This window comes from Lysinibacillus sp. IITD104 (assembly GCF_036698265.2).
Taxonomy (GTDB): domain Bacteria; phylum Bacillota; class Bacilli; order Bacillales_A; family Planococcaceae; genus Lysinibacillus; species Lysinibacillus boronitolerans.
Genome location: NZ_JBAHYH020000001.1, coordinates 2,344,706 through 2,370,814, shown reverse-complemented (window position 1 = coordinate 2,370,814; position 26,109 = coordinate 2,344,706). Strand labels below are relative to the sequence as shown.

Here is a 26,109-nt window from a genome sequence, read left to right as displayed (position 1 = left end):
TTAAACCTGCTAAAAAATAGCGCGAAAAAAACGTGATTTTTCGGGCATTTTATTCTTCGTTGGCGTAGCTAGCAGATGTTGGTAAGATTTTAATGAAAAACATCCCTTACGATTAGTGGCAGAGAAGGAGGAATTGCAAACATGAAAAAAACATTAACTGCAATTTGTGCAACATTTCTATTAGCAGCTCCAATTCAAATAGCTTCTGCTGCTGCAAATACAACAGAGGGGAATTCCGAACAGCAATCAACAAACTGTAATGTTTATTATTATAAATGGTCAAACAACAATCATAAGTGGACGATTAAACTTCCACAGGCATCTACACCATCTAATGAGACGCCAACAACAGATAATACAACACCAACAAAGCCAAATAATAATCAATCATCACAAAACGAAAAGCCAGCAACACCACCAACTACTTCAACACCATCAACAACAACTTCAGATGTGAACGCATTTGAACAAGAGGTAGTGAAATTAACGAACGCTGAACGTACAAAAGCTGGTTTATCACCACTTCAAACAGATGCAAAATTAATGGCTGCAGCTCGTGAAAAATCACAAGATATGCAAACAAACAAGTATTTCTCACATACGAGCCCAACATTTGGTTCACCATTTGATCGTATGAAAGCTTTAGGCATCACTTATAAAGCTGCAGGTGAAAACATTGCTCAAGGTCAACGCTCACCACAAGAAGTAGTACAAGCGTGGATGGATTCACCAGGACACCGTGCGAACATTTTAAACGGTAATTTTACGCACATTGGTGTAGGATACGTGAAATCAGGTAACTACTGGACACAACAATTTATCCAAAAATAATTCTATATTAATTGAAAGATGCTCTATAAGTCTTTAAAGCTTATAGGGCATCTTTTTTTATTGAAATAATGGTAAAATTTGATGAGAAAGGGTGGATAGAATTGAAACAATATAGCATAGCAATAGCGATTTTCTCATTGGCGGTGTCTTTTTTAATAGGAAGCTGGCTCATCGCTACTAGTTTAAAAGAGCAGCCAAAAGAACCCGTGCAACACCAGCTATTATCTCAAGAAGAGGCAGCTGATTATTTAGGAATCAGTGTCGTGGAATTGTTAAAATTAACAGAAGTGCCAGACGGATCAAATGGTTACATAAGCGAAATCCCTCATGTGAAGGTAGGGAACAATGTCTATTATCCAAAGCAAGCTATGGATCGATGGCTACTGGATATGGAATTAATCGTAGTACCTTAAGAAAAACATATGAACTATTTCTTTGGATAGGGGCATCACCTAATAAAAAGAGCGCTTCTCCCTCGAAAAGGAGCAGTTCTCCAGCGAAAAACGGTCGATGAAACTTTTCTTTCTCTTTTATAAGATAGAAGTTTTTAAACTGTATTTTGGGGGAATTGATAAATAAGTAGTGGGTAAAAAGTAGGGAGAGGTGAGAAGGATGAAAAAGCCGAATCTATTAAAGCAGTTTTTTGCAAAAGAAGAAAGACCGCATACGATTGCGCTAGCAACAGCTCAAGACCATCGTTTATTTTCATATGCCATGTCCTTTGCCAAGTATCACCCCGATATGATGATTGTGTTTTCGGCAGATGGCGAAATTATTTATGTCAATCAAGAAGCACTCTTTGAACTATTACAATATCGACCTAGCCATGCGAAGGATTTTAAGAAAATTCTGACTGATGCAGATTATAAACGATTAAAAAGAGCATTCAATCGAACATTGCGAGGAAAGTCGGTCAAAATTGATATTGAACGACTACAGCATCAAGGACAAAACCTAAGCCTAGTGCTGACGTTTATACCGATCAAAAATGACGACAATTATTCGGAGGGGCTTTATTTAATCATTGAAGATATGTCCACGTATTCCGCCATGAAGCATCAGTTAATGCTCCATGAGAAGCATTTAAATTACGCCCAGCATATTGCGGCAGTTGGGAGCTGGGAGTACTTTATTCAGCATGACAAACTTTATTGCTCAGATAACTTTTATCATATTTTTGGCTTTACGCGTTCAGATAACGATGGGATTGATCACGTTTTTCAGTTCATTCATCCAGATGATTATGAAAGGACATATGATGCATTTAATCATGCGCGAAAAGGGACTAATTTTGACAGTGACTTCCGAATTTATCACGGTAAAACCAATGAACTGCGTTTTTTACAAGCTGCCGCCGAAGTCATTTGGAAGGATGACAAGCCCTTTAAGATGATTGGGGTTGTCAAAGACGAAACGGCTTTCAAACTACTTGAGAAAACGCTAAATGATACGTTAGCCAACTATCATTCTATCTTTGACAATTTAGATGCAGGGATTTGGATGCGGGATTCCATTCGTGGTAATATGCTGTTTGCCTCTAAAGGACTGGAGGGAATTCTAGGTATTCCATTAGCTAAGCTTTACGAAGACTCAGAAGTATGGATTAATATGATTCATCCTGCACATCGTGAGGAAGTATTAGCGTATACAGATCATCTCGCTTCAGGCAAAAGCTATCAAGTGATTTATCGTATCCTAACGGGGAAGAATGAGACAAAGTGGTTACTGGAGCAAATTGTGCCGAGACTAGATCAGGAGGGGGAGGTCAACCATATTTTTGGCTTAGTAACTGATATTACAAAGGAAATCGAACGAGAAAAGAAGCTGAATTATTTAGTGTATTATGATGAATTAACAGGTTTACCAAATCGATTGAGCTTACATGATAAAGTCGATACATTATGCTTAGCTGGCGAACCCTTTGCGCTATTATATATTTCGATTAACCGCTTTCATATCATAAATAATGCGCTAGGTACGAAAATTAGTGATGAGCTTCTGCGCACGGTGACCAACTACTTTTCCACACTAACAGATGATCACAGTTACATGGCACGCCTAGACAATCAGCATTTTATCATTGTCATTAAAAAATATGGGAGCAAGCAGCATATTTACGCACTGGCTAGCCGTATACTGAAAACCTTTGATACACCTTTTTCTATAAAAGACTATCGATTGCACCTATCTGCTAGCATTGGTATTGCTTTTTATCCAGAGGAGGGCCTAACGAGAAACATTTTATTAGAAAATGCCTATTCAGCTTTATGCTACGCGCAACAGCAGGGAAGGAATCGTTTTCATATTTATGCCTTTACGGAGGATATTACTTCCTATAAGCAGTATGTGTTAGACCGAGATATGCGACAAGCCATGTTAAATGAGGAATTCGAATTATATTTCCAACCATTGGTGGAGCCGCAAAAGGGGATTATCAACGGCGCAGAAGCATTAATTCGTTGGCATCATAAAGAATGGGGCCTTGTGTCACCTGGTGAATTTATTCCATTAGCGGAAGAAAACCATATGATTCATATCATTACAGATTGGGTGATTAAAAAAGCATGTGCGTTGTTACAGCACTGGAAGCAGCAAGGGCATGTGCTGCGAACAATTAGTATTAAGATATCGCCAATCCGTCTGATGAAAAAGGGCTTTATTCAGTTTGTCCAAGAGCAATTACAGGTAAATTCGATTGACGCGCATTATTTACAGTTCGAGATAAGTGAAAGTACCATCTTAAAAAATAGTACAAGTGTGATGACTGTTCTCAAAGAATTACAAGAAGTTGGTGTCAAAATTGCTATTGGTGATTTTGGAACAGGCTATTCATCCTTAGAATCCTTGCGAACATTCCAACCAACGACACTCCATATCTATGAAGCGTTTATTCGTGAAATTCGTCATGATCGTCCGATTGAAAATGGACTCATTTCAACAACGATTTATTTAGCCAAAATGCTTGGTATTCAGGTAGTGGCAAAAGGAGTTGAAAGTTACGAGCAATTTATCTTTTTAAAGCAGCAAGCATGTGATTATCTGCAAGGTAGCATTTATACGAAGGCAGTTCCCGCGAAAGCCTTTGAAAAAATGCTGGCACAAGGCATTTTAACACCACAAAAAGCTAGTGTTCATAAAAAGCCTGTGGTGGAACGACGCAAATATTACCGCTTTCAATTCCCTGCCTATGTGAAGGGCTTCATGACGATCATTGAAATGAATGAACAAAAGCTAAATATTGGACATACCCCTATCATCATCGAAAATATTAGCTTAGGCGGCATGAAGGTTCGCTCTTCTTTGAAGCTACCAGTTAATCAAACGATGAAATTTAAATTTAGCTTTATTTTGATGAATCGATCATTTAACCTAGAGGGCACATTTAGATGGACCTTAGAAGAAAAATACCAAATTTACTCTTATGGTGTCGCCTTCAATCTAACGCAGGAGGATGAAGGGAAATTAGCACCGATTATCAATCGAATGACCGCCCTGCATAATCACCATGAAAAAATAGAGGGAACGCCCTTTATGTATGAGGATATTGAAGCTTATTTTAAAAAATAGCGAATCATGAAGATGCCCAAATGTTCTAGTGGGCATCTTTTTTCATGGTGTGGAATCACACGATCTAAGCGTTTGAAATACACGAAAGATGCTTATACTCTCCAGTAGAGGAGGCGTTTTATGGATAAAGTGGAGTATATGATGAAAAGCCTACAAAAAGCATTCTACCATTCCTCGGATTTGACCGTCAGACAAATAGATTGGCATGAAGGGGACACGGCTATTTTATGCTTTTACGCTTCTCTTGTTGATGCGAAGGAAGTACAAAAAATACTGGATACGATTTATGCACGTTTAGATACAGAAAAACCTTTTTGGAGTGAAACCCTCCTTACAACACTCGATAATTTTGCGCTACCGCAAGCAATTGAACGGGTTTGCCAAGGTGAAACGCTCGTGATTTTGCCTGACATGGGAAAAATGCTGACTTTAGCGATTCCCAATGAAGTTCGACGTAACCTTGAGGAACCAAACAATGAACATATTCTGCGAGGCTCCCATGAAGGGCTTGTGGAGCGGGCGGATACTAATTTAACGTTGATCCGAAAGCGAGTGAATAATCCCGCTCTTGTGGTCAAATCTTTTACAATTGGACAACAAACGAACACAAAGGCTTATTATCTCTATATGGATGGGGTCATAAAGCCTGAGACCTTACAAGAGATGGAAAAGCGGATTGCGGACATTAAAATCGACTATTTTTATAGTATTGGCCAGTTAAGTGATGCCCTTGAGGATTCTGTGTTATCGCCATTTCCACAATTGTTAAATACAGAGCATCCAGATCGTGTCGTAGCTCATTTAGTGGAGGGTAAAGTTGTGGTCATGACCAATATTTCGCCGTCTGCCTTGATTGGCCCTGTGACATTTTTCTCTTTCTATCAAACACCTGATGACTATAATAGTCGGGTAGTGGTTGGCTCTTTTTATAAAATAGTTCGTTTACTGTCGTTTGTAACGGCGGTTTTTTTACCAGCATTTTATATTGCGGTGATTAGCTTTCACTTTGAGGTATTACCGCTAGAATTAAGTAATCAAGTGAAAAATGATGTTAATGATATCCCTTATCGACCGCTAATTGAAGCACTGATACTTGAGATTATTATGGAGCTCATACGAGAATCAAGTATTCGTTTACCACAATCAGTAGGGCAAACGATTGGGATCGTAGGAGGATTAGTGATCGGTGATGCCATTGTAAGTGCTGGACTCGTGTCAAACTTAATGGTCATTGTTGTCGCCCTAACGGCCATTTCAAGCTATGTCGTCCCGTCCGTTGAATTGAATAGCACGATTCGCATGCTCCGTTTTCCGTTTATGCTACTTGCCTCATTATTTGGATTTTTAGGCATTGTGGTAGGGGTTGTCATCCTATTAATTCATTTAATTAGTTTAACGTCATTGAAACAGCCGTATTTTTCACCTATTGTACCTTTTCAACCGAAAGCTGTTTATAAAATTTTTTTACGCTGGCCATTTATTAGACCGACAGTCCAAGTTACTTCCTTTCAACCACCAAAGGATGAAAAGGGAAAAAATGAGGATACACCATGAATTTTTCTCTATCAAAGGCACAATTTTTTTTACTACTCTTTATCATTCAGACAGGTGTTGTCTACATTGCGTTTCAAACACCGTTAATCATATACAGCCAGCATAGTGCATGGTTTGTCTTCATCCTTGCTAGCCTCTTCCATTACGGCTTGCTGTTATTTTTTGAACGCTATTATCAATCTTTCTTTTTAAATGGCTTCTTTCGCTGGGTCTATCTTATCTATTGGTTATTAATAACAGCTGTATTAATTGCCTATATGGGGTATGTTCTGGCCTCATGGGTCTTGCCCCAAACACCTGAATGGCTTGTTGTCATGCTAATTGTAGGATTATCCTTGTATGCCAACCTCGTCAGACCAGAAACGGTCATCAACATTGGTGTCATGCTAATCCCGATCATTTTCCTCTTTGTCATTTTTTTAATGCTGGCAGTTCCGGATCTAACGTGGAGTAATCTTTTCCCTGTTGAGTGGAACAATACTAGGCAAATCATGGCGGGCATGATCCATAGCATGTATGCCTTTTTTGGGATTGAAATGTACCTCATTTATCGTCCATTTCTCAAACAGGATTTACAGGTGAAGGGAAAGCCCTTATTGATTTACCAACTCGTCCTTTTTATCTTTTATTTTCTTTCGGTTGTCTTTACACAAATGTTCTTTGCTTTGGAGGAGATTCAACTGATACCAGAGCCAATTATGTATATTTTAAAATCACAGGAAGTGAATTTTGTAAAACGGCTGGATATTTTTTTCATCTATATTTGGCTTTCTTGGTCCATTGTTACGGTCATGATCTATGGTTTGTCCTTTCGTGTGCTTTATTTGTCAAAAAAGCGGAAGCATCCGAAACGCAGTATTGTTATTTATCATCTTCTCTTAGCTATCCTGCCGCTATTTGTCATGCAATTTCAGCGCATTGAGTTTGTCAAAAATTCTATACACTACGACTCATCGTGTTTACGATTCTACTACCAATGATGATCATTTGTTGGAATAAATGGAGGGGAAAACGTGTATCGTAAAGGGATTATGCTCCTCTTGTCTATGTTACTTTTAGCTGGTTGTTGGGATGAACGACTTTATAAAAACGCTTCCGTTGTGACGCTTGTTGGGGTGGACGGATATGTGGGGGCATACAAGGGATATTATGCCTATCCGAATTCAGCAGCTCAGCAAAATGAAGTGATTGAAGCGGACGGCATTTCACCAAGAGATGTACGGAATCAAGCCAATTTAAAAGTAGAACAAACAATTGATTTATCTGAGCTATCGACTATCCTTGTATCGGATCAAACGGTAAGAGAGCCTCTTTATGATATTTTGGATATTTATTTTCGTAATCCCCAAAACCCGATATCGATAAAAATTGCTGTAACAGAAGGGGATGTCAAGCCGTTTATAGAGCTCACAAAGGATTTGGCAGGGGGTTCAGGAGACTATTATGAACGTTTTATGGAAAGTACAGAGGAAAATACAATTTTTCCGAAATTAGATTTACAGACGGTTGGCTCCATGCTATTTGAACAGACAATTGATATAGCACTACCGTATATTCAGTTAAGTGAGGATAAAAAGCATGCTGTTGCGGCAGGCGTCACTTTGTTTTCAGGTCAAAGGTTTACGGGTACAGTATTAACACCAAAACAATCTCTCACGATGCTTCTCTTAATGAATCAACCTAGCAAACAAGCACGGATGAGCTATATGTGGAAGCATGATGGAAAAGCGATGCCAATCACAGCAGAGGTCATTCATATCAAGCGTCAATGGACGGTGAATGAGGAATTAAAAAGAATAGACATGGATTATCTCATCGAGGTAGAAATTGAGGAATTTGCACATGACCATTTATATAAGGACCCCATTTTCAAGGAGGTTCAGCAGCTGATTCAAAATCAAATGCAGGCAGAGTTTGAGGAGGTTTTGCGGATTCTTCAAGGTCAGCAATCGGATACGTTGGGGATTGGTCGATATATTCGTGCCTATCACCCCAAGATGTTTCAGAAGGATTGGCATACTATCTATGCATCCTTACAGCTAGTGCCGTCTGTTCAAGTGAAAATCATTCGTACAGGTGTTTTACGTTAAAAATCGCCTTTCTCAAGTTTGGAGAAAAGGCGATTTTTTATTAAACAGTTACTCTTTTTTGAACAATCAGCAGACGGATTAATAGAGTAACGGCGCCCATTGTTAAACCTGCCACAAGGCCAATCCAATAGCCAAATGGGCCGAAATCCGTATGTGTGGCAAGGGTGTACCCAACTGGCAAGCCAATCACCCAATAAGAAATAATGGCCATGATAAATGTGATCATGACATCTTTGTAGCCTCTCAATGCGCCTTGCACTGGTGCTTGTATCGCATCAGATAGCTGGAAAATGGCTGCATAGACTAAAAATTGTACGGCATACTCAAGAACCATCTGATCTGTCGTATACATATGCGCTACAGGTTCACGTAAAATAAATAAGATGCAAGCTGATATAAAGCTAAATAAAATGGCTGTACCGACACATAGATAACTATACATACGAGCATCTCGCATGCGTCCTGCGCCAATCTCAAAACCTACTAATATTGTGACACCCATAGAAATACTGAGTGGAACCATGTATAACAGGGAAGTGAAATTGATGGCGATCTGATGGGCTGCGATAATTTCTGTGCTGAAATTACTCATCATCATGGTCACAGCAGAAAAAATACTTGTTTCTGCAAATAGGGAAATACCGATCGGTACCCCAATCAATAAAATTTCCTTCCATCGAAGCCATTCAAGCTTAGGCCAATCATAAAACAGACGGAATCGTTCGAACGGTACTCGTTTAGCGATGATCCATACTGTAATCATGAATATTAGCCAGTACGTTATTGCTGTCGCTACACCAGCTCCGATGCCGCCAAGCTCAGGAGCACCAAATTTGCCGAAAATAAAGATATAGTTCAGCACGATATTAATGGGTGTTGTCATTAAGGTAATGATCATCGTGACCCGTGTCTGACCAAGGGCGTCAATAAAGCAACGCATCACAAAAAATAAGAAAAGTGGCAAAAGACCCGCACACATCGCATAGATGTAGCCTTTTGCAATGCTATGTACAGCAGACTCTAAGTTCATCTTACTAAGTATCCAATCAATGCCAAAGAAGAGTCCTGTAAAAATAAGGACCGCCAGCAATATCGCGACATAAATGCCTTGCTGGACTGCCTTTTTTGCATCCATCTCTTTTTTCGCTCCCACAAGCTGTGAGACAATTGGGGTAATAGCTAGGAGTATACCTGAAAGTCCAGTATAGATCGGCATCCATATGGAGGAACCAATCGAAACACCTGCTAAATCAACCGTCCCGTAACGACTAGACATTAAAATATCAAAAAATGAAATAAGATAAATCGCTACCTGTGTCACTAAAATAGGGACAATCATTTTTAAGAGTAGCACGTATTTTTCCTTAATTGTGGATGTTTGATACATATTTTCTACTTCCTTCATGAACATAATGAACAAGTATAGCATATGTAAAGAGAGAAAAGCTGAAATTTTCATGCTTCATCTATATCTTTTCGTCAGCATATAGTAAAATAGAACACTGTAAACAAAAAGTAGTGCTAACTACAATGGTTTTTAAGGAATAGGAGAATTTGTGTGAAACAACAAACAATCATTTTAACCGGTGGTGGGACAGCTGGCCATGTATCGTTAAATCAGGCGATACTCCCGTCTTTACTTGAACTTGGTTATGATGTCCACTATATTGGCTCAGAGCAAGGTATTGAAAAAGAATTAATTGGCGAGGCGTTCCCCGATGTTCCGTTTTATGGCATTGCGAGTGGTAAATTGCGTCGTTATTTCTCAATGAAAAATTTTACAGATCCATTTAAAGTGCTTGCTGGAATGATGCAGGCTTTTCGTATTATAAAAAAAGTGAAGCCACAGGTAGTCTTTTCAAAGGGTGGGTTTGTCTCTGTACCCGTTGTGATGGCGGCGAAATTAGCGGGTGTGCCAGTTGTCATCCATGAATCTGATGTAACACCTGGTCTTGCCAATAAAATAGCCTTACCTTTTGCTTCACATGTTTTTACAATTTTTGAAGAAACACTGAAGCATTTACCTCAAGAGAAGGCTACTTGCACAGGCTCCATTATTCGTCCTGAGTTATTTGAGGGAGAAAGAGCAAGGGGGCTAGCTTTCTGCGGCTTTTCTACTTTAAAGCCTGTGTTACTTGTTATGGGAGGGAGTTTAGGCTCTGTTGTCTTAAATGAGGCACTACGTAAAAACTTACCAGAGCTCCTAAAGCAATTTCACATCATTCATTTATGTGGGAAGGGGAATTTTGACCAATCACTGGAGGCAATGCCAGGCTACAAGCAATTTGAGTATGTGACAACAGAGTTACCTGATTTATTGCATGCTGCAGATTTTATTGTGTCACGAGCAGGCTCTAACTCCATTTTTGAATTTTTAGCGCTTCACAAGCCGATGCTATTAGTACCTCTCTCAGCGCAAAAAAGCCGTGGGGATCAAATTTTAAATGCCAACCTGTTTAAAAAACAAGGTTACGCAGAAGTGTTACAGGAAGACGAGTTGACGAAGGAATCTTTTATGAAGTCTGTTTATACACTAACAGAGCGTAAAGTGGAAATGGTGGAGACAATGGCAAAAACGCAAAAGCCAAAAACACCAGATGAAATGGCATCATTAATTTTACGTTACAAGAAATAAGTATTATTTGAAAAAAGAAAAGAAGCTGTGAGGTAGGTCGAAATGACAAAACCTTATAGCTTCTCTTTTATATATATATTGCACACTACATTGCTTGCTCTTCGCCCTCTTGCAATTGATGTGCCGTTGTTAGGTAGAATAAATCTTTTGGAATTTTAAATAAATTAAATTGTGCCTCACCGCTATTAACCTGCGTTAATAATGTTGGATGACTTTCATTGGCGCTCACCACATAAGGAAGCTTTAAAGCAGCACGTTGTGATTTTAAATTTTCAACACGTATACGGAGAAAGACCGTATGAAAATTATAGTCAAAAAATAACTCGTTCAAAAATAACATTTTTGCTTTTTGATTATAACCTTTACCTTGGTAAGGGAGTCCAATCCACGTTCCTAGAAAGCCTGCACCGTCCTCCACATCGTGAATACTAATGGTGCCGATTGGTTGACCCCAATCATCAGTTATGGTCCTCGAGATAGCGAGTCCTCTCGCTTCCTCTTCAATCAGTTGTTTTGTCATAAACCAATATTCATCAGCGGATGTGGCTTTTTGACGGACAAAAGGGAATACAGAAGGGTGTGATAATAGCTCATAAAGCTCTGTACATTCATGCAGGTCTCGATGTTTAAGCATACGAAACGCCTCCTTTACTAGGGTAGTTAAAACAATTCCGTTGAAGCATAAAGAAGAAAACTAAAATTCGTACTGGAATTAAAACCCAAAGAACTAGACGTTATAACTATGATATTCCATAATCTCCCGCTGTCTTACTGATTTCGACCATACCGAAAAAAGGCTAGTTTTTTAAATATAATATAACATATAAACTGCTTGATGCAATCATTTTGCTCGTAAAAAAACAAAATTTGAGTTTAATAGTCAGTAAATTCTGATAAATGAAATGAGATGATCGATAATATTGTTGTTTTATAACATTAAGCCTATCCTATCAATTTTATCTAATATTAATCATTTATCTACATCTTTAGTAGTATTGGTTACTTGTTATAATAGGTAATATATCAAATATTATCCTTAAAAGGATATAAATTTTATGATTCTAGAAAGGTAATTTTTTATTTTTATGTTATAATAGTAGTATTATTTTTAATCTCACGAAACATACATATGAACATTTCTATCATGATGGCAAGGGCTTTTCTGGAGGTGACAGCATGGAGTATATTTTAAGCGAAGATTTCTTTAATTCATTATTTATTGGCAAGGATTTTGTTTTTCTCGTGAAAAAAGTAGGGGACGATTATCAATATATTCGCTTAAATCAAGCAGCTCAAGATCTGTTATCGAATGAGGCGATTGGCAAAATGATTTCGACCGTTACCTCAAAGCGTAATTTTTCGATCATTCAGAAAAATTATGATGAGGCAATTAGAGAACATAAACAGGTTGACTATGTAGATTATGCATATGTTCAGTCGGAGGTTCGTAAATATGAAACATCCGTCAGACCGTTGAAATATAAGAATGAAGACTATATATTAGCCATTACGAAGGAAATACTCTATGACCGCAGTATTGAAGATAAATTTTTATTTATGCGGTCCATGTTTGACCATGCCTTTTTTTCTACGGTCATTTTATCGGCTGAGGGCATAATATACGAAGTGAATTCAAGCTTTATGGATGATTTTCAATTAGATAATGAAACCGTCAAACAAAAAATGTTTGTGGATTTACCAATTATTCCAAAAGAAGAAGTTGAACAACTTAAAATTTGTTTGCAAAAGGCTGCAAGAGGGGAAAACGTTGGCGAGAAGTTCATTAAATTGCATACATTGGACCAGCAGGAACGCATGTATTTGCTGTCACTATCACCAGTGATGCAGGATGATAATTCCTTTGCCATATTTCTAATCATGCAGGATTTTACACAATTTACTATACAAAAAGCAGAATTACGTTCGAAGTCTCACGGGCTAGAGGTATTTAAATCGGCATTAAACTCAGCTACGGCCATTGCCGTATTAGATCATAATTGTAACATTACCGAAGTGAGTGAGATGTTTTTACAGGCTTCTGGCTACACGGCAGAGGAGTTAATCGGTCAGCCCTACGCATTAATCGAACCTCGATTCCGTGGGCAAAATCTTTTACAAATAATTGAAGATAAGCTGGATACGATGGGGATGTGGCGTGGAGAGCTTTGCTATCGAACGAAATATCATGCCGATTACTGGGTAGAAGCTACCATCGTTCCATTAAAAGATGAGTTTGGTCAAATCGAACAAATTTTAACCATTAACTATGATATTACAGATAAGAAAAGAATGTTCACAGAATTAAAAAATATTGAACGTACTTTCCGGCTCATCACGGAAAATACAAATGACTTAATTGTGATTACAAATGAGGATGGCATCATTATTTATGCTTCCCCGTCCTATGGTATTTATTTAGGTTATGAAAATGTAGAGCTACAAGGACAGTTTTACAGTGACATTATTGATCGAGAAAGTAAAGGCGAATGGCAAACATTCTTGAATAATTATACAGGGCAAACAGATTCACAGTTTGAGCTTTTACTGAAGGCGAAGGATGGAACACCGATATGGACAGAAGGAAATGTCACAGTTGTGCATGATCCTGAACGTGAAAAGGTTTCGCAAATTATGATGGTGTCTCGTGAAATTACGCATCGCAAAGAAAGAGAAAATGATTTGCTGTATCTAGCCTATCATGACGCCTTAACACAGCTACCAAATCGGCGCTTTTTACAAAAGGAGTTTCCTAAAATCCTAGCAGAAGCAAATGAAAATCAAACTTGTGTGGCGATGCTCTATTTAGATGGTGACGATTTTAAAGAAGTGAATGATCGCTTTGGCCATGAGACGGGCGATGCGTTTATTCAGCGATTCGGCATTTCCTTGAACAAAACAGTTCGAAGCCATGATCTAGTTATTCGAATAGGTGGCGATGAATTTATTGTCATCTTAACTGGCTTAACGAGAGATCAAGAAAAAAGACATCATCAAATTATGCATATTATTCGTCGGATACGCGATGAATTAGCAGAAGGCTGGATGATAGAGGACCATCTTTTTACACCCACTGCTTCTATTGGCATTGCCTATTACCCAGACCATGCACAAACACTGGATGAGCTAATGGATTTAGCTGACCAAGCATTATATAAATCAAAGGAATTGGGGAAAAACAACCTCTCTATTTCCGACATACACTAAAAAAGTCTGTCCACAAGGTTTTCCTTGTGAGACAGACTTTTTATTTGATGTTATGCTATAACAGTATAGGGATAAAAATCCTACATCGTTATTTTGGAATAGAAGGTGATACGATGCCTAAGAAGATATTGTTGGTAGAAGATGAGAAGCATATTGCTCGTTTTGTTGAACTTGAATTACAGCACGAAGGCTATGAAGTGAAAACTGCCTATGATGGTCGAGAAGGATTGACTTTGGCAACATCGGAAAATTTTGATGTACTTTTACTGGATGTGATGTTACCGAGCATTAATGGAATTGAGATTTGTCGTCGTATCCGTACACAATCACAAGTGCCGATTATTTTATTAACGGCACGAGATGCTGTGATGGATCGTGTAGCAGGACTCGATGCAGGGGCAGATGACTATATCGTCAAGCCTTTTGCGATTGAAGAGCTGCTGGCTAGAATACGGACGATTTTACGTCGTGTCACACCAGAGCAGACAAGCAGTGAATCTTTATGCCTAAGGGATATTGAAATAGATGTAGCAGCCTATGAAGTTTTCGTTCAGGGGAATAAACTTGACCTAACAAAGACAGAATATGACTTACTGAAACTATTAATCGAGCACAAAAATAGAGTCTGTACACGAGAGCATATTTTAACATCGGTTTGGGGTTATGATACGGATATTGAGACCAATGTGGTAGATGTTTATATCAGACATTTACGAACAAAGCTCCCAGGGGCAATGAACGATTATATTGAAACCGTTCGCGGTGTCGGGTATGTGATGCGAGAATGAATAGATTAAGAAATTATTTGCGTCAGCAGTCGTTGCAGAAAAAATGGATGCTGACCTCAAGCAGTGTCATCTTTATTAGCTTTACGATTATTTGTGTAGTCGTCTATCTTTCTTTGCATACATGGTTATTAAACGATGAGGAGAGTAAGGTCAATCGGACAAGTAAGGATATCATCTCTTTTTTTGAGTCACAGGGTCCTACAATTACCATTCAGCAAATTCAGCAAAATACAGGCTTGCTCAAATCGATTGCGGATCGTGATGAGACGGTCCGAATATTTAATGCAGATGGTGTGGATATTTTACGGATTAATGATACCTCTGCTGCTGCACCACTTAATTCGTTGCAAGAAATTTTTGAAATGACCATTGATAAGCAGGATGTGCTAGTCATCAATGAACCGATTCGGATGGGCTTTTTCCAAGGCTATATTCAAGTGATTCATCCGTTAACTAGTTTTCAATCTCTCATGCATTATCTCTTGACAGCCATGCTGATTGCAGGGTTAGGAGCCTTAGTGTTATCTGGCTCTATTGGCTATTATCTAGCGAACTATTTAATGAAGCCACTACATGAATTGCGTGCATCCATGAAAACAGTAATGGATCAAGGATTTAATGAGCCAATACAGCTAACCTATACATCACATGACGAAATTGGAGATTTACTGAAAATGTACAATGCCATGATGAATGAGCTCCAAATCTCATTTACCCAGCAGCAGCAATTTGTCGCGGATGCTTCACATGAGCTGCGTACGCCTATTCAAGCAATTGAAGGGCATCTTTCTCTTTTAAAAAGGTGGGGCAAACATGATCCTGCCATATTAGAGGAATCCATTGATACCTCCTTAACAGAAATTGCACGTATGCGCAAAATGATTGAGGAATTATTAGAGCTTGCACGCCGTGAGGAAAAAGATGAAACAAGTGAGGCCAATGCACTAGTGGTCATTGAAGCAGTAATGGATGAGCTTAGGCTTGTTCATCCACAAGCGCGAATGTCGCTGTCGAAACATGGTGAAATCGGTCCATTATTTATCACCGAAAATGCACTAAGTCAAATCGTCCGTAATATAATAGAAAATGCTATTCGTTATTGTGAAAAAATTCCTGAGATACAAATTTCTATTTCTGTTGCTGGAAATTATGCATGTTTAGAAATTGCTGATAATGGTATAGGAATAGCACCAGACAATATTCCGTTTATCTTTGATCGTTTTTATCGAGTGGATGAAGCAAGAAATCGCCAAATTGGTGGAACAGGCTTAGGGCTTAGTATTTCGAAGATGTTACTTGAAAAATACAATGCAACAGTAGAAGTCAAGAGTGAGGTTCATATTGGAACCGTTTTCTCGCTGAAAATCCCACTAAAATATTAAGAAAAATACACGCTTTATTTCATTATTCTATCCTTTGCGAAAAAAATTGCTTAATTTGCTAAAAAGAGTTGTATTTTTTGTGAAGAGTAGTAAGATTGAGATGGAAAAAACGTTCTTTAAAATATGGTAAAGTAGTGTGAAACATTCTTTTAAAGAACGGCTAAATATTATATAATTAATTGCAATTTAATTAATGGAACTGCCGAAAGGCAAAATTTGGAGGTCATTTTTCATGTCGAACAACGTTACAACTGTAAGTTCTCCATGGTCAGCTTTCTCTGGTCCTAACCTAGGATATGTGATGGAGCAATACGACTTATTCTTACAGTCTCCTGAAGAAGTAGAACCGGAGTTAGTTTCTTTATTCCAACAATTTGGTGCACCAGTAGTAGTAGAAGGTGAAGTAGCTGTAGCTAGTCATACAGCAGCGGCTCCTGCTGGCGATTACAAAAAAGTGTTAGCCGCTGTAAAACTAGCAGATGCAATTCGTTCACGCGGTCATTTAGCGGCAGATATTTATCCTCTGAAAAACCGTGAACTACAAACAGCTCAAATTGAAGAAAGCGCGTTCAACTTAAGCGCTGCAGATTTAGCTGAAATTCCTGCAGCAATCTTCTTCAAAGATGTGCCAGCAAACGTGAAAAATGGTAAGGATGCAATCGACTATTTAAAAGCTATTTATACAGATAAAGTAGCATTTGAATATGGTCACGTAGTAGCTACTGAAGAACGTGATTGGATTCAAGCGCAAATCGAATCAGGCTCATTCAAACAAGCATTATCTGCGGATGAGAAGAAAGCCTTATTAGATCGTTTAACTCGCGTTGAAAATTTCGAGAAATTTATTCATAAAACATTTGTAGGACAAAAGCGTTTCTCTGGTGAGGGCTTAGACACGCAAATCGTTCTATTTGATGAAATCATTAAAACGGCAGAAGCGAAAAATGTGGAAAACGTACGTATTGGTATGGCACACCGTGGTCGCTTAAACGTTTTAACACACATTTTAAATAAACCTTATGACATGATGTTCTCTGATTTTGCACATGTTTCCAATGATTTATTTATGCCAGAGCATGGCCGCCTTGAAATTACAAAAGGATGGACAGGTGATGTGAAATACCACATGGGTGCTTCTTACAACCGTGAATCTGGTATGAACGTGAAATTGGCTTACAACCCATCTCACTTAGAAGTAGGCAATCCAGTCGTACTTGGTGCTACTCGTGCAACACAAGATGATACGTCTAAACCAGGGCAACCTGTTTTCGACCGTACAAAAGGCTTAGGCATTCTTGTGCATGGTGATGCTGCCTTCCCAGGTCAAGGGATTGTAACTGAAGTGTTAAACTTCGCTAAAACAGAAGGCTTTACAACAGGTGGAACAATCCACATTATCGCAAACAATATGATCGGTTTCACAACGGAACATTATGATTCTCGTTCTTCTGTGTATTCTTCTGACCCAGCAAAAGGCTATGAAGTACCAGTAATCCATGTCAATGCAGATAGCCCAGAGGCAGTAGCACAAGTTGGTCGTTTTGCAGCAAACTACCGTCAAACATTTGGCAAAGACATTATTGTGGACTTAGTTGGTTACCGTCGCCACGGTCATAACGAAACAGATGATCCAACCGTGACAAACCCAGAAACATACAAATTAGTGTCTAAACATGAAACAGTGCGTGCATTGTATGGTGCACAATTAGTGGCAGAAGGTCTTTTAACTGCTGATGATGTAGCGGCGCTAGATACAGCTATCTATGCAGAAATGCAAGCAGCCTATGACCATGTAAAAGAAATGGCAGATAAGGATGATCATCATCATTTAGAAATGCCAGAAGAATTAAAAGTAGAGTTCCCACAAATCGATACAGCAGTTGGTGCGGAACGTTTAGAAAAAATCAATGAAGAGCTGTTAGTGTTTGAAGAAAACTTCGAGCCACAGAAAAAGCTTGGTAAAATCTTAGAAAAACGCCGTGATGCTTATGCATCTGCAAAAATTGACTGGGGTCATGCTGAAACTTTAGCATATGCAACAATTATTCAAGATGGCACACCAGTACGCTTTACAGGTCAAGATGCACAACGTGGTACATTCTCTCAACGCCATTTAGTACTGCATGATAAAAATAACGGCAATGTCTTCACACCACTACACCATATTTCTGGTGCGAACGCATCCTTTACAGTACACAACTCTCCACTGACTGAAGCTGGGGTAGTAGGCTTTGAGTATGGTTACAACCTAGAAAACAGCCATGTACTAACAGTATGGGAAGCACAATTCGGTGACTTTGCGAATATGGCACAAGTGATGTTTGATAACTTTATTTCAGGGGCACGCTCTAAATGGGGTCAAAAATCTGGTCTAGTTATCCTTTTACCTCATGGTTATGAAGGTCAAGGTCCAGAGCACTCTTCAAGCCGTATGGAACGCTATTTACAAATGTCAGCAGAAAATAACTGGTTTGTAGCGAACTGTTCAAATGCAGGAAACTACTACCACTTATTACGCCGTCAAGCAGCATTATTAGGTACAGAAGGGGTACGTCCACTTGTAGTCGTATCACCAAAATCATTATTACGTCACCCATTAGCTGCGGCGAATGCTGAGCAATTAGCAAATGGTTCATTCCAAGAAGTGATTGAGCAACCAGGCTTAGGGGCTAAAGCAGAAGCTGTAGAGCGTATCGTTTTAGGTACAGGTAAAGTGATGATCGACTTAGCAGAGCGCGTGAAAGACGGCGAAGGCTTCGATCACCTACACATTATTCGTGTAGAACAACTTTACCCATTCCCAAAAGAGCAAGTTGCTGGTATCATTGCTAAGTATCCTAATGCAAAAGAGATCGTTTGGGTACAAGAAGAACCGAAAAACCAAGGCTCATGGAATTATGCATTAGAAACATTATATGAACTTTCAGAAGGTAAAAAGCTTCGCTATGTAGGCCGTCCTGCAATGAGCTCAACTTCTGAAGGGGATGCAGATTCTCATAAAGCAGCACAAGCAGCTCTTATTGAAGAAGCGGTTGCTGAGCCAGTAAAGGTTAAATAATCACATATTAATTTTTGAAACCGGGCTACTTGCCCTTAAGCAGTAGCCCTTCTATGTGCGTCATGCACGTTAACCAAAGGAGGAAATGAAAGTGGCTGAAATTAAAGTCCCTGAATTAGCAGAATCGATTACAGAAGGTAGTATCGCACAGTGGGTAAAAAAAGTGGGCGATCGCGTTGAAAAAGGTGAATTCATCGTTGAACTTGAAACAGATAAAGTAAACGCTGAGATCATTTCTGAAGAAGCAGGTGTATTAACACAAATTTTAGCTGAAGAAGGCGATACTGTACTAGTTGGTCAAGTTATCGCAGTAGTAGAAGCAGGCGAAGGCGCAGCAGCAGCTCCAGCAGCGGCAGCACCAACTGAGGCAGCACCTGCACCAGCAGCGCCACAAGCCGCAGCAGCACCAGTTGCAGCAGCTCCAGTAGTAGAAGAAACTTCTGGTGAGCGTGTAGTTGCATCTCCAGCAGCACGTCGTCTTGCACGTGAAAAAGGTATTGACCTTGCCGCGGTATCTCCAGTAGATCCACAAGGACGTGTACGTGTACAAGATGTAGCAGCTCATGGTACAGCACCAGCTGTAGCACCAGCAGCACCTACATCAGTAGCAACTTCAGGTGGCCCAGTAGTGTTCACACCAGCAGCTAATTCTGACCGTGTAACAATTGAAAAAATGAGCCGTCGTCGCCAAACAATTGCAAAACGTTTATTAGAAGTGAAACAATCAACAGCAATGTTAACAACATTCAACGAAATTGACATGACAAACATCATGGCACTTCGTAAACGTAAACAAGAAGAGTTTGTAAAAGCAAACGACATCAAACTTGGTTTCATGTCATTCTTCACGAAAGCTGTTGTTGCAGCACTGAAAAAATATCCATACGTAAACGCTCAAATCTCTGGCGATGAAATTCATTTAAATAACTTCTTTGATATCGGTATTGCTGTATCAACTGAAGAAGGTTTAGTCGTACCAGTTGTACGCGATGCAAATAGCAAAAACTTTGCAGAAATCGAAAAAGATATCGCTAACTTAGCGACAAAAGCTCGTGATAAAAAATTAGGCTTAAATGACATGGCTGGTGGATCATTCACAATCACAAATGGTGGTGTATTCGGTTCATTAATGTCAACACCAATTATGAACGGTACACAAGCTGGTATTTTAGGCATGCACTCAATTGTTAACCGTCCAGTTGCAGTAAATGGTGAAGTTCAAATCCGTCCAATGATGTATGTAGCACTTTCATACGATCACCGTATCATCGATGGTAAAGATTCTGTAGGATTCTTAAAAACGGTTAAAGAATTAATCGAAAATCCTGAAGATTTATTATTAAATTCATAATCCCATTAAACCCTGCGAACAATGTTCAGCAGGGTTTTTTGTATGACGAAAGGTACTGACCGATTCTAAGCTTGAAAGAGTACGAATGTTACATCGTTTAGAGGAGCAAAGAAAGAAAAAAACGCAACTTTTCTCACATATAGAACATACTCTATAATAAATATTTGTTGTAATTTTCAGAAATATCAACAAAAGTTCAACGATTTAAAGTGGAAGCAGAACGCACAATATCCTAATATTGTCATTAGTCAGAAAAATGTTAAAATCGTCTTGACGAACATATTAGTTTTATAGTAGTATCTAAATATCAATTAAATAAACAAACCTCACGAATTGTTACCAGTGAGGTAGAGGCGCGGTATTTATTAGTTCATTGTTGAGTACAAGCAAGCGAAGACGCAATGAAGAAGGAAATATCGCCGAAGTATAAAAGGAGCTCGTACTTTTATACTGGGTCTGCAGTGAATAAGTGCAGGACTGTCCTAGTAAATGGATTTCCAGATTTACTAGGTTGTGCTATCTCGGAAACATGGAAATTATAGTGAGGATTTGGGCAACTGTCATAAAAGGTAAGACCTAAGTTCAATATACTTAGGTCTTTTTTAGTACAGTTGTCTTATTTTTTTACAGAAAAGGGGAGTTTTTCATGAAAAGAAAATGGTTGTTAGTAATGATCTCTATCATGACAGCAATTGTGCTAGCTGCATGTGGCACAAGTGACAAAAAAGAGGGCGGTTCAAGTGATGCTGGAACTGACAAAGAAGAAGGCGGCGGTGAATTCCGAATCGGAATGGAGGCTGGCTACCCACCGTTCAACTGGACACAGCAAGACGATGCAAATGGCGCAGTGAAAATTGCGGATAATGCAGAGTATGCAGGTGGCTATGATGTACAAATGGCAAAGAAAATTGCTGAAGGTTTAGGCAAAGAGTTAGTCATTGTTAAAATGGAGTGGGACGGATTAGTTCCAGCGCTACAATCGAACAAAATTGATGCAATTATCGCAGGTATGTCACCAACAGAAGAACGTAAGAAAACAATTGATTTTACAGAAAACTATTATACTTCTGATTTTGTTATGGTTATTAAAAAAGGTAGCAAATATGAAGACGCAAAATCGATTCAAGACTTCTCAGGTGCTAAAATTACATCACAATTAAATACATCTAACTACACAGTGATTGACCAAATTAAAGGTGTAGAAAAACAAACGGCAATGGAGAGCTTCCCAGCAATGCGTGTGGCTTTAGAAGCAGGTAAAATTGATGGCTATGTAGCTGAACGTCCAGAGGGCATTTCCGCTTCTGCTGCCAACGATAAATTCACATATGTAGCATTTGAAGAAGGCTTTGATACAGACCTATCAAATACTTCAATTGCTGTAGGCTTACGTAAAGATGACGCAAATCGCGAAAAAATCAATGAAATCCTAAAAGGCATTTCAGAAGATGATCGTCAAGCGATTATGGAAGAAGCTATTTCTCAACAACCCGCAGCACAATAATGACATGGCACGGACTAGCAACTAGTCCGTGCATGATCATTTCATCATTATCAAAATGAGAACCTCTCTACATAATGATAATGTCCTAGCGTGACAAATCATAGAATGGTAGAAAGAGCTAGGGCACAAAAGAAATAAGCAAGCAAGATGACATTGTTAGGAGGAACATCATGAGTCTTGAATGGATACTTTCAATTATTGAAAACAACTGGCAAATGTTTTTACGAGGTGCGTATTATACGTTACTGATTTCGAGTATTAGTACAATTATTGGTGCATTTATCGGATTTTTCATCGGAATTATGCATACGATTCCAGTTCGTAAAAAAGGTGTGAAATTTTATAGCTTAAAGCTCATTAATTTTATACTGACATGCTATGTTGAATTTTTCCGTGGTACACCAATGATTGTACAGGCTATGGTTGTCTACTACGGATTAGATATCGCATTCGGTATCGATATGCACTTTATTACAGCAGGTATTTTAGTCGTTTCCCTCAATACAGGGGCTTATATGGCAGAAATTGTTCGTGGCGGTATTGTCTCCATTGATAATGGTCAATACGAGGCAGCATCAGCAATTGGCATGAATCACTTCCAAATTATGCTTCATGTTGTCTTACCACAAGTAGCGCGTAATGTTTTACCAGCGACAGGTAACCAATTAATCATGAATATTAAAGATACAGCCGTATTAAATGTCATTGGGGTAACGGAATTATTCTTCCAAACAAAATCAATTTCGGGTAACAACTTCCGTTACTTCGAATCATTCTTCGTTGCATGTGTTCTTTACTTCATCATGACATTTACCGCATCTCGCATCCTTCTCTATGTTGAAAAACGTCTAGATGGTCCTGATGCCTATCAAAAAGAACAAAAAGAAGCCGTATAGGGGGACGCACAAATGGCAGTCATTAAAATCGAACATTTAAGTAAATCATTTGGACGTAACCAAGTGTTAAAAGATGTGAATTTCCAAGTGGAGAAAGGGGAGGTAGTTTGTTTAATTGGCTCCTCTGGCTCTGGTAAATCCACATTGCTTCGTTGCATAAATTTATTAGAAACGCCAAGTGGCGGTCAAATAATTTATAAGGGGGAAGACATCCTAGATGAAAAGCACAATATACAAGAATATCGTACACATCTAGGCATGGTGTTCCAGCAGTTCAATTTATTTAACAACCACAATGTCATAAGTAATTGCACAGTGGGCCAAATCAAAGTGATAAAACGTTCGAAAAAAGAAGCGGAAGAAACGGCGCTTAAATATTTGAAAATCGTTGGTATGGACCAATATGTCAACGCCAAGCCACGTCAGCTCTCAGGCGGACAAAAACAGCGTGTGGCCATCGCTCGTGCCTTATCAATGAATCCAGATGTAATGCTATTCGATGAGCCAACATCCGCATTAGACCCAGAAATGGTGGGTGAGGTGTTAAAGGTAATGCGCCAGCTCGCAGACGAGGGCAATACGATGCTCATCGTGACACATGAGATGGAATTTGCCAAAGAAGTAGCAGATCGTGTTGTCTTTATGGACAAAGGCGTAATTGTGGAAGAAGGCCCTCCAGCACAAGTATTAGTCAATCCGCAACATGAACGTACGAAGGAATTTTTAAAGCGTACATTAAAATAAGCACAAAAAAGTGAGTCCAACCTGTTGGACTCACTTATTTTCTAGCATTCCATTCTGCATAAAGCACAAAGCAGATTGCGAATGCTACAGCAATGATAAAAAACCATTGCGGTACACCACCAAAACTCATCATAACACCTCAAATTTTCATTTTTTTTGGATAGAATAGGGTATAGTATTTCTTTTTTCTCCACAAAAGACCAAAAATATTATAAAATAAGCAATAGACATTAGCTTTTGCTAGTAAAGAGAGGTAGAGAGAATATGTTACATTTAAAATGGAAAGATGCGCCAACATTACGAACGGTTACCTGCAAACATACAAACGCATCGAAATACTTAGTATCAAACGTGTTAACAGTAGGCAAAGAATATGAAGTGAAAAATGAAACAGAAGAATTCATTTTTATTATCGACAACACAGGAAATGTCGGCGGCTATTATAAAGATTATTTTGAATAAATAAAAACAGGGTGGTTCAGAGTATTTGCTGAGCCACCCATTTTTTTTAATCTCGCTGATAGCCTTGAGCACCCGCTACATCTTGCAGCTGTTGTTTCTCTTGTTCGGTTGCTGTATGCAGTGCAAAGACATCCTTAATCGCTGTTTGTAATTCTCGCTGTGTTTCTTTAAATTTCGAAACTTGCTGTTCAAACGTAGGACTTGAGAAGCGATCATGGGCCTTTGATAATCGTTCTTCTAAACGTGCATAATGATGATCCATATGCATGGACAGCATCATCGCCAGTTGATTTTTCCAGAGCGGAATTAAGGTAACGATAGAAAATTCAATTTTTTCAGCTAACGTTTGATTGGCCTGCTGAATCATACGGATTTGAGGAGCTGTTTGCAGCGCGACTTGCTGTGATACTTGTAAATCATAAATACGTTGATCCAGTCTTTCAATTTGAGCAGCAAAGTCATTTAATTGCTGGATCGCAAGTGGCTGTTTGCTTGCTTGGACACTCGTTATTTGTGCAGGTAGCTCTACCTCAATGGCTTGCTGCTTCTTCATTTGTCCTGCGGCAATGGCAGTTGCCAATTCCTCAAAAAATCCTCGATTATGGGCATAAAGCGCTTCTAAGTTTTCAACATCCTTTATCAGCTGGAGCTGTGCACGTTCCAGCTGTACACCAATACGCTCCACCTGTATACTAATACGTTCAAATTCTGTTAGTGTTTGCTTTACAGTAGGCTCGGTTTTGCCAAAGATTTTTTTGAAAAAGGTTTGCTTCTTTGGTTCCAAGGCGGTCGGATCTACTCGATCTAACGTCTGCATTAAAGAATCAAGCATTTGGCCAATTTTTGTAACGTCCTTTTGCTTTACTTGAGCAAGCATGCGGTCGGCAAATTGAGACAGAGCTCGCTGTGAATCTTGCCCAAGGGACAGCAATGATTCAAAATCAGTCAAATCGATTTGACTGGCATATAGTAATGCACGACTTTGTGCAAGAGGCGATAGCGTTTCATAAGTCGCCATCGCCTCGTTTTGTGGAGTTGTTTCTAAATAGGATTGGACTAGTGGAGAAAGCCCTGGTATGGTATTTAGTTGAAATGCGTGTTCGTTCGCTGTCATTTATCATCGCCTCGCCAGTCCAATTGTTCTCTACGTCTAAGATTGGAACGATTTGCGAATTCAATCTCCATTTGCAGATGATCGATATCATTAGCAAGCGCATCCTTTAAATCAATTTGAATTGTATCATTCAAATCAGTTAGGGTTTCACGTGTTTTTGATAAGGTCAATTGAATTTCCTTATCCTTCACAGGCTGCTTTGAAAGCATCGTATATTTATCCGTTAATTCCACAGCAGAAGGTAAGTGTGCATAGAAAAATGGTTCCACATTATAAAATTTACGTGGGTCTGTCTTGACGATTTTGACGATATTTTTGGAGATACGTGTCATTTCAAGTAGTTGTTTAAAAGCAGAAACAGAACGTACACGTAAATAGTTTTGACTCAATGTTTGAATATGCTTATTAGCTGTTAATACTTGTGTTTCAATGTGTTTGAATTCTTCTTTTGTGATGCCTGCTATTTGCATGACTTTCTTTTTTTGTCTATGTTTCAGCAACGCTGTACTCGTCGCATAGGAACCCGCAAACAGTAAACCACCAAGGAAGAATCCAGGATTTGCCGCAATTGCTGCGATAGAAACAGTCGTGAGCGAAATAAGAAAGCTGGCACTATGTCTAGAGAAAAACTGTCCGACACTAAGCATTGTTTCATCCTCCTTGCTTTTCAATATGTCTATCTTCTTATACGAAATAATCGACATAAAGTTTCATTGAAAATTAATCCCTTACATAAATTTTACTGCTATTTGTGAACTTTCTCAATGATAATACATAGAATAAGTGAGTTGTTTCGATGAATAAGTCGGTTTTGTAATCCTAAGGAGCCATTTTGGCATCTGAATGAGCGATTTTTTGCAATTCGGTCTTTGCATAGAGGAGCGCAATTTGATTCAAGATCGCTTCTGCCTCAGAGCGAGCGGTTAAAT

20 protein-coding genes and 1 riboswitch are annotated in these 26,109 nt (G+C 38.9%); of the genes, 16 read left to right on the top strand and 4 right to left on the bottom strand.

From position 1 onward, the window contains the following. Positions 1-141 precede the first annotated feature (141 nt). The 6 genes from V1L66_RS12010 (at position 142) to V1L66_RS11985 (ending at position 8,042) form a co-directional block, all read left to right on the top strand. Positions 142-831 carry a CAP domain-containing protein gene (locus tag V1L66_RS12010; RefSeq protein WP_036078967.1) on the top strand — a complete coding sequence of 230 codons (690 nt, stop codon included), beginning with the start codon at positions 142-144 and terminating at the stop codon, positions 829-831. Between the two features lie 101 nt (positions 832-932). After that, positions 933-1,244, top strand: a complete 312-nt coding sequence (locus tag V1L66_RS12005) for a helix-turn-helix domain-containing protein (RefSeq protein ID WP_016994041.1) — start codon at positions 933-935, stop codon at positions 1,242-1,244. A gap of 199 nt (positions 1,245-1,443) precedes the next feature. After that, positions 1,444-4,398 carry an EAL domain-containing protein gene (locus V1L66_RS12000; protein ID WP_333004117.1) on the top strand — a complete coding sequence of 985 codons (2,955 nt, stop codon included), beginning with the start codon at positions 1,444-1,446 and terminating at the stop codon, positions 4,396-4,398. A 120-nt stretch (positions 4,399-4,518) separates the two neighbouring features. Then, positions 4,519-5,952, top strand: coding sequence for a spore germination protein (locus V1L66_RS11995; RefSeq protein ID WP_333004116.1), 1,434 nt, complete (start codon positions 4,519-4,521; stop codon positions 5,950-5,952). Beyond that, positions 5,949-6,932, top strand: coding sequence for a GerAB/ArcD/ProY family transporter (locus V1L66_RS11990; protein ID WP_333004115.1), 984 nt, complete (start codon positions 5,949-5,951; stop codon positions 6,930-6,932). The genes V1L66_RS11995 and V1L66_RS11990 overlap by 4 nt, the downstream gene beginning before the upstream one ends. Before the next feature lie 33 nt (positions 6,933-6,965). Beyond that, positions 6,966-8,042, top strand: a complete 1,077-nt coding sequence (locus tag V1L66_RS11985; RefSeq protein WP_333004113.1) for a Ger(x)C family spore germination protein — start codon at positions 6,966-6,968, stop codon at positions 8,040-8,042. 40 nt (positions 8,043-8,082) lie between these two features. On the opposite strand, the gene V1L66_RS11980 is transcribed toward V1L66_RS11985, so the two are convergent. Further along, positions 8,083-9,429: an MATE family efflux transporter gene (locus V1L66_RS11980; protein ID WP_016994036.1), complete on the bottom strand. Its 1,347-nt coding sequence runs from the start codon at positions 9,427-9,429 to the stop codon at positions 8,083-8,085. Between the two features lie 171 nt (positions 9,430-9,600). On the opposite strand from V1L66_RS11980, the gene V1L66_RS11975 reads away from it, so the two are divergent. Beyond that, on the top strand, positions 9,601-10,677 hold the full coding sequence (locus V1L66_RS11975) for an undecaprenyldiphospho-muramoylpentapeptide beta-N-acetylglucosaminyltransferase (RefSeq protein ID WP_333004112.1): 1,077 nt from the start codon (positions 9,601-9,603) through the stop codon (positions 10,675-10,677). Positions 10,678-10,762: 85 nt separating this feature from the next. On the opposite strand, the gene V1L66_RS11970 is transcribed toward V1L66_RS11975, so the two are convergent. Next, positions 10,763-11,311 (bottom strand): GNAT family N-acetyltransferase, encoded by a 549-nt coding sequence (locus tag V1L66_RS11970; RefSeq protein WP_036078985.1) that lies wholly within the window; start codon positions 11,309-11,311, stop codon positions 10,763-10,765. Between the two features lie 542 nt (positions 11,312-11,853). On the opposite strand from V1L66_RS11970, the gene V1L66_RS11965 reads away from it, so the two are divergent. The 9 genes from V1L66_RS11965 to V1L66_RS11925 all read left to right on the top strand — a co-directional run bounded on the left by V1L66_RS11965 (position 11,854) and on the right by V1L66_RS11925 (position 24,066). Next, entirely contained in the window at positions 11,854-13,881 is a 2,028-nt protein-coding gene (locus V1L66_RS11965; protein WP_333004110.1) for a diguanylate cyclase domain-containing protein, read from the top strand. A gap of 113 nt (positions 13,882-13,994) precedes the next feature. After that, positions 13,995-14,669, top strand: a complete 675-nt coding sequence (locus tag V1L66_RS11960; protein ID WP_312124384.1) for a response regulator transcription factor — start codon at positions 13,995-13,997, stop codon at positions 14,667-14,669. Next, positions 14,666-16,051, top strand: coding sequence for a HAMP domain-containing histidine kinase (locus tag V1L66_RS11955; protein WP_016994033.1), 1,386 nt, complete (start codon positions 14,666-14,668; stop codon positions 16,049-16,051). The genes V1L66_RS11960 and V1L66_RS11955 overlap by 4 nt, the downstream gene beginning before the upstream one ends. Positions 16,052-16,283: 232 nt before the next feature. Beyond that, the gene (locus V1L66_RS11950) at positions 16,284-19,109 is read left to right on the top strand and encodes a 2-oxoglutarate dehydrogenase E1 component (RefSeq protein WP_333004108.1); all 2,826 of its coding nucleotides are present in this window, start codon (positions 16,284-16,286) and stop codon (positions 19,107-19,109) included. Positions 19,110-19,200: 91 nt separating this feature from the next. Next, the gene (gene odhB, locus V1L66_RS11945) at positions 19,201-20,460 is read left to right on the top strand and encodes a 2-oxoglutarate dehydrogenase complex dihydrolipoyllysine-residue succinyltransferase (RefSeq protein ID WP_036078993.1); all 1,260 of its coding nucleotides are present in this window, start codon (positions 19,201-19,203) and stop codon (positions 20,458-20,460) included. Positions 20,461-20,800: 340 nt separating this feature from the next. Continuing rightward, positions 20,801-20,987, top strand: a riboswitch (Lysine riboswitch). Positions 20,988-21,106: 119 nt separating this feature from the next. Beyond that, the gene (locus V1L66_RS11940) at positions 21,107-21,964 is read left to right on the top strand and encodes a transporter substrate-binding domain-containing protein (RefSeq protein ID WP_333004106.1); all 858 of its coding nucleotides are present in this window, start codon (positions 21,107-21,109) and stop codon (positions 21,962-21,964) included. Between the two features lie 170 nt (positions 21,965-22,134). Beyond that, positions 22,135-22,860, top strand: coding sequence for an amino acid ABC transporter permease (locus V1L66_RS11935; RefSeq protein ID WP_004230111.1), 726 nt, complete (start codon positions 22,135-22,137; stop codon positions 22,858-22,860). A gap of 12 nt (positions 22,861-22,872) precedes the next feature. Beyond that, a complete protein-coding gene (locus tag V1L66_RS11930; RefSeq protein WP_333004104.1) occupies positions 22,873-23,604 on the top strand; it encodes an amino acid ABC transporter ATP-binding protein in 732 nt (243 codons plus the stop codon). Positions 23,605-23,868: 264 nt separating this feature from the next. Next, on the top strand, positions 23,869-24,066 hold the full coding sequence (locus V1L66_RS11925; RefSeq protein ID WP_016994029.1) for a DUF6501 family protein: 198 nt from the start codon (positions 23,869-23,871) through the stop codon (positions 24,064-24,066). Positions 24,067-24,112: 46 nt separating this feature from the next. Here the strand turns inward: V1L66_RS11925 and V1L66_RS11920 are convergent, their stop codons facing one another. Next, positions 24,113-25,180: a toxic anion resistance protein gene (locus V1L66_RS11920; protein ID WP_333004102.1), complete on the bottom strand. Its 1,068-nt coding sequence runs from the start codon at positions 25,178-25,180 to the stop codon at positions 24,113-24,115. Continuing rightward, a complete protein-coding gene (locus tag V1L66_RS11915) occupies positions 25,177-25,827 on the bottom strand; it encodes a 5-bromo-4-chloroindolyl phosphate hydrolysis family protein (RefSeq protein WP_004230101.1) in 651 nt (216 codons plus the stop codon). Before V1L66_RS11915 ends, V1L66_RS11920 begins: the two co-directional genes overlap by 4 nt. Positions 25,828-26,109: the final 282 nt, after the last annotated feature.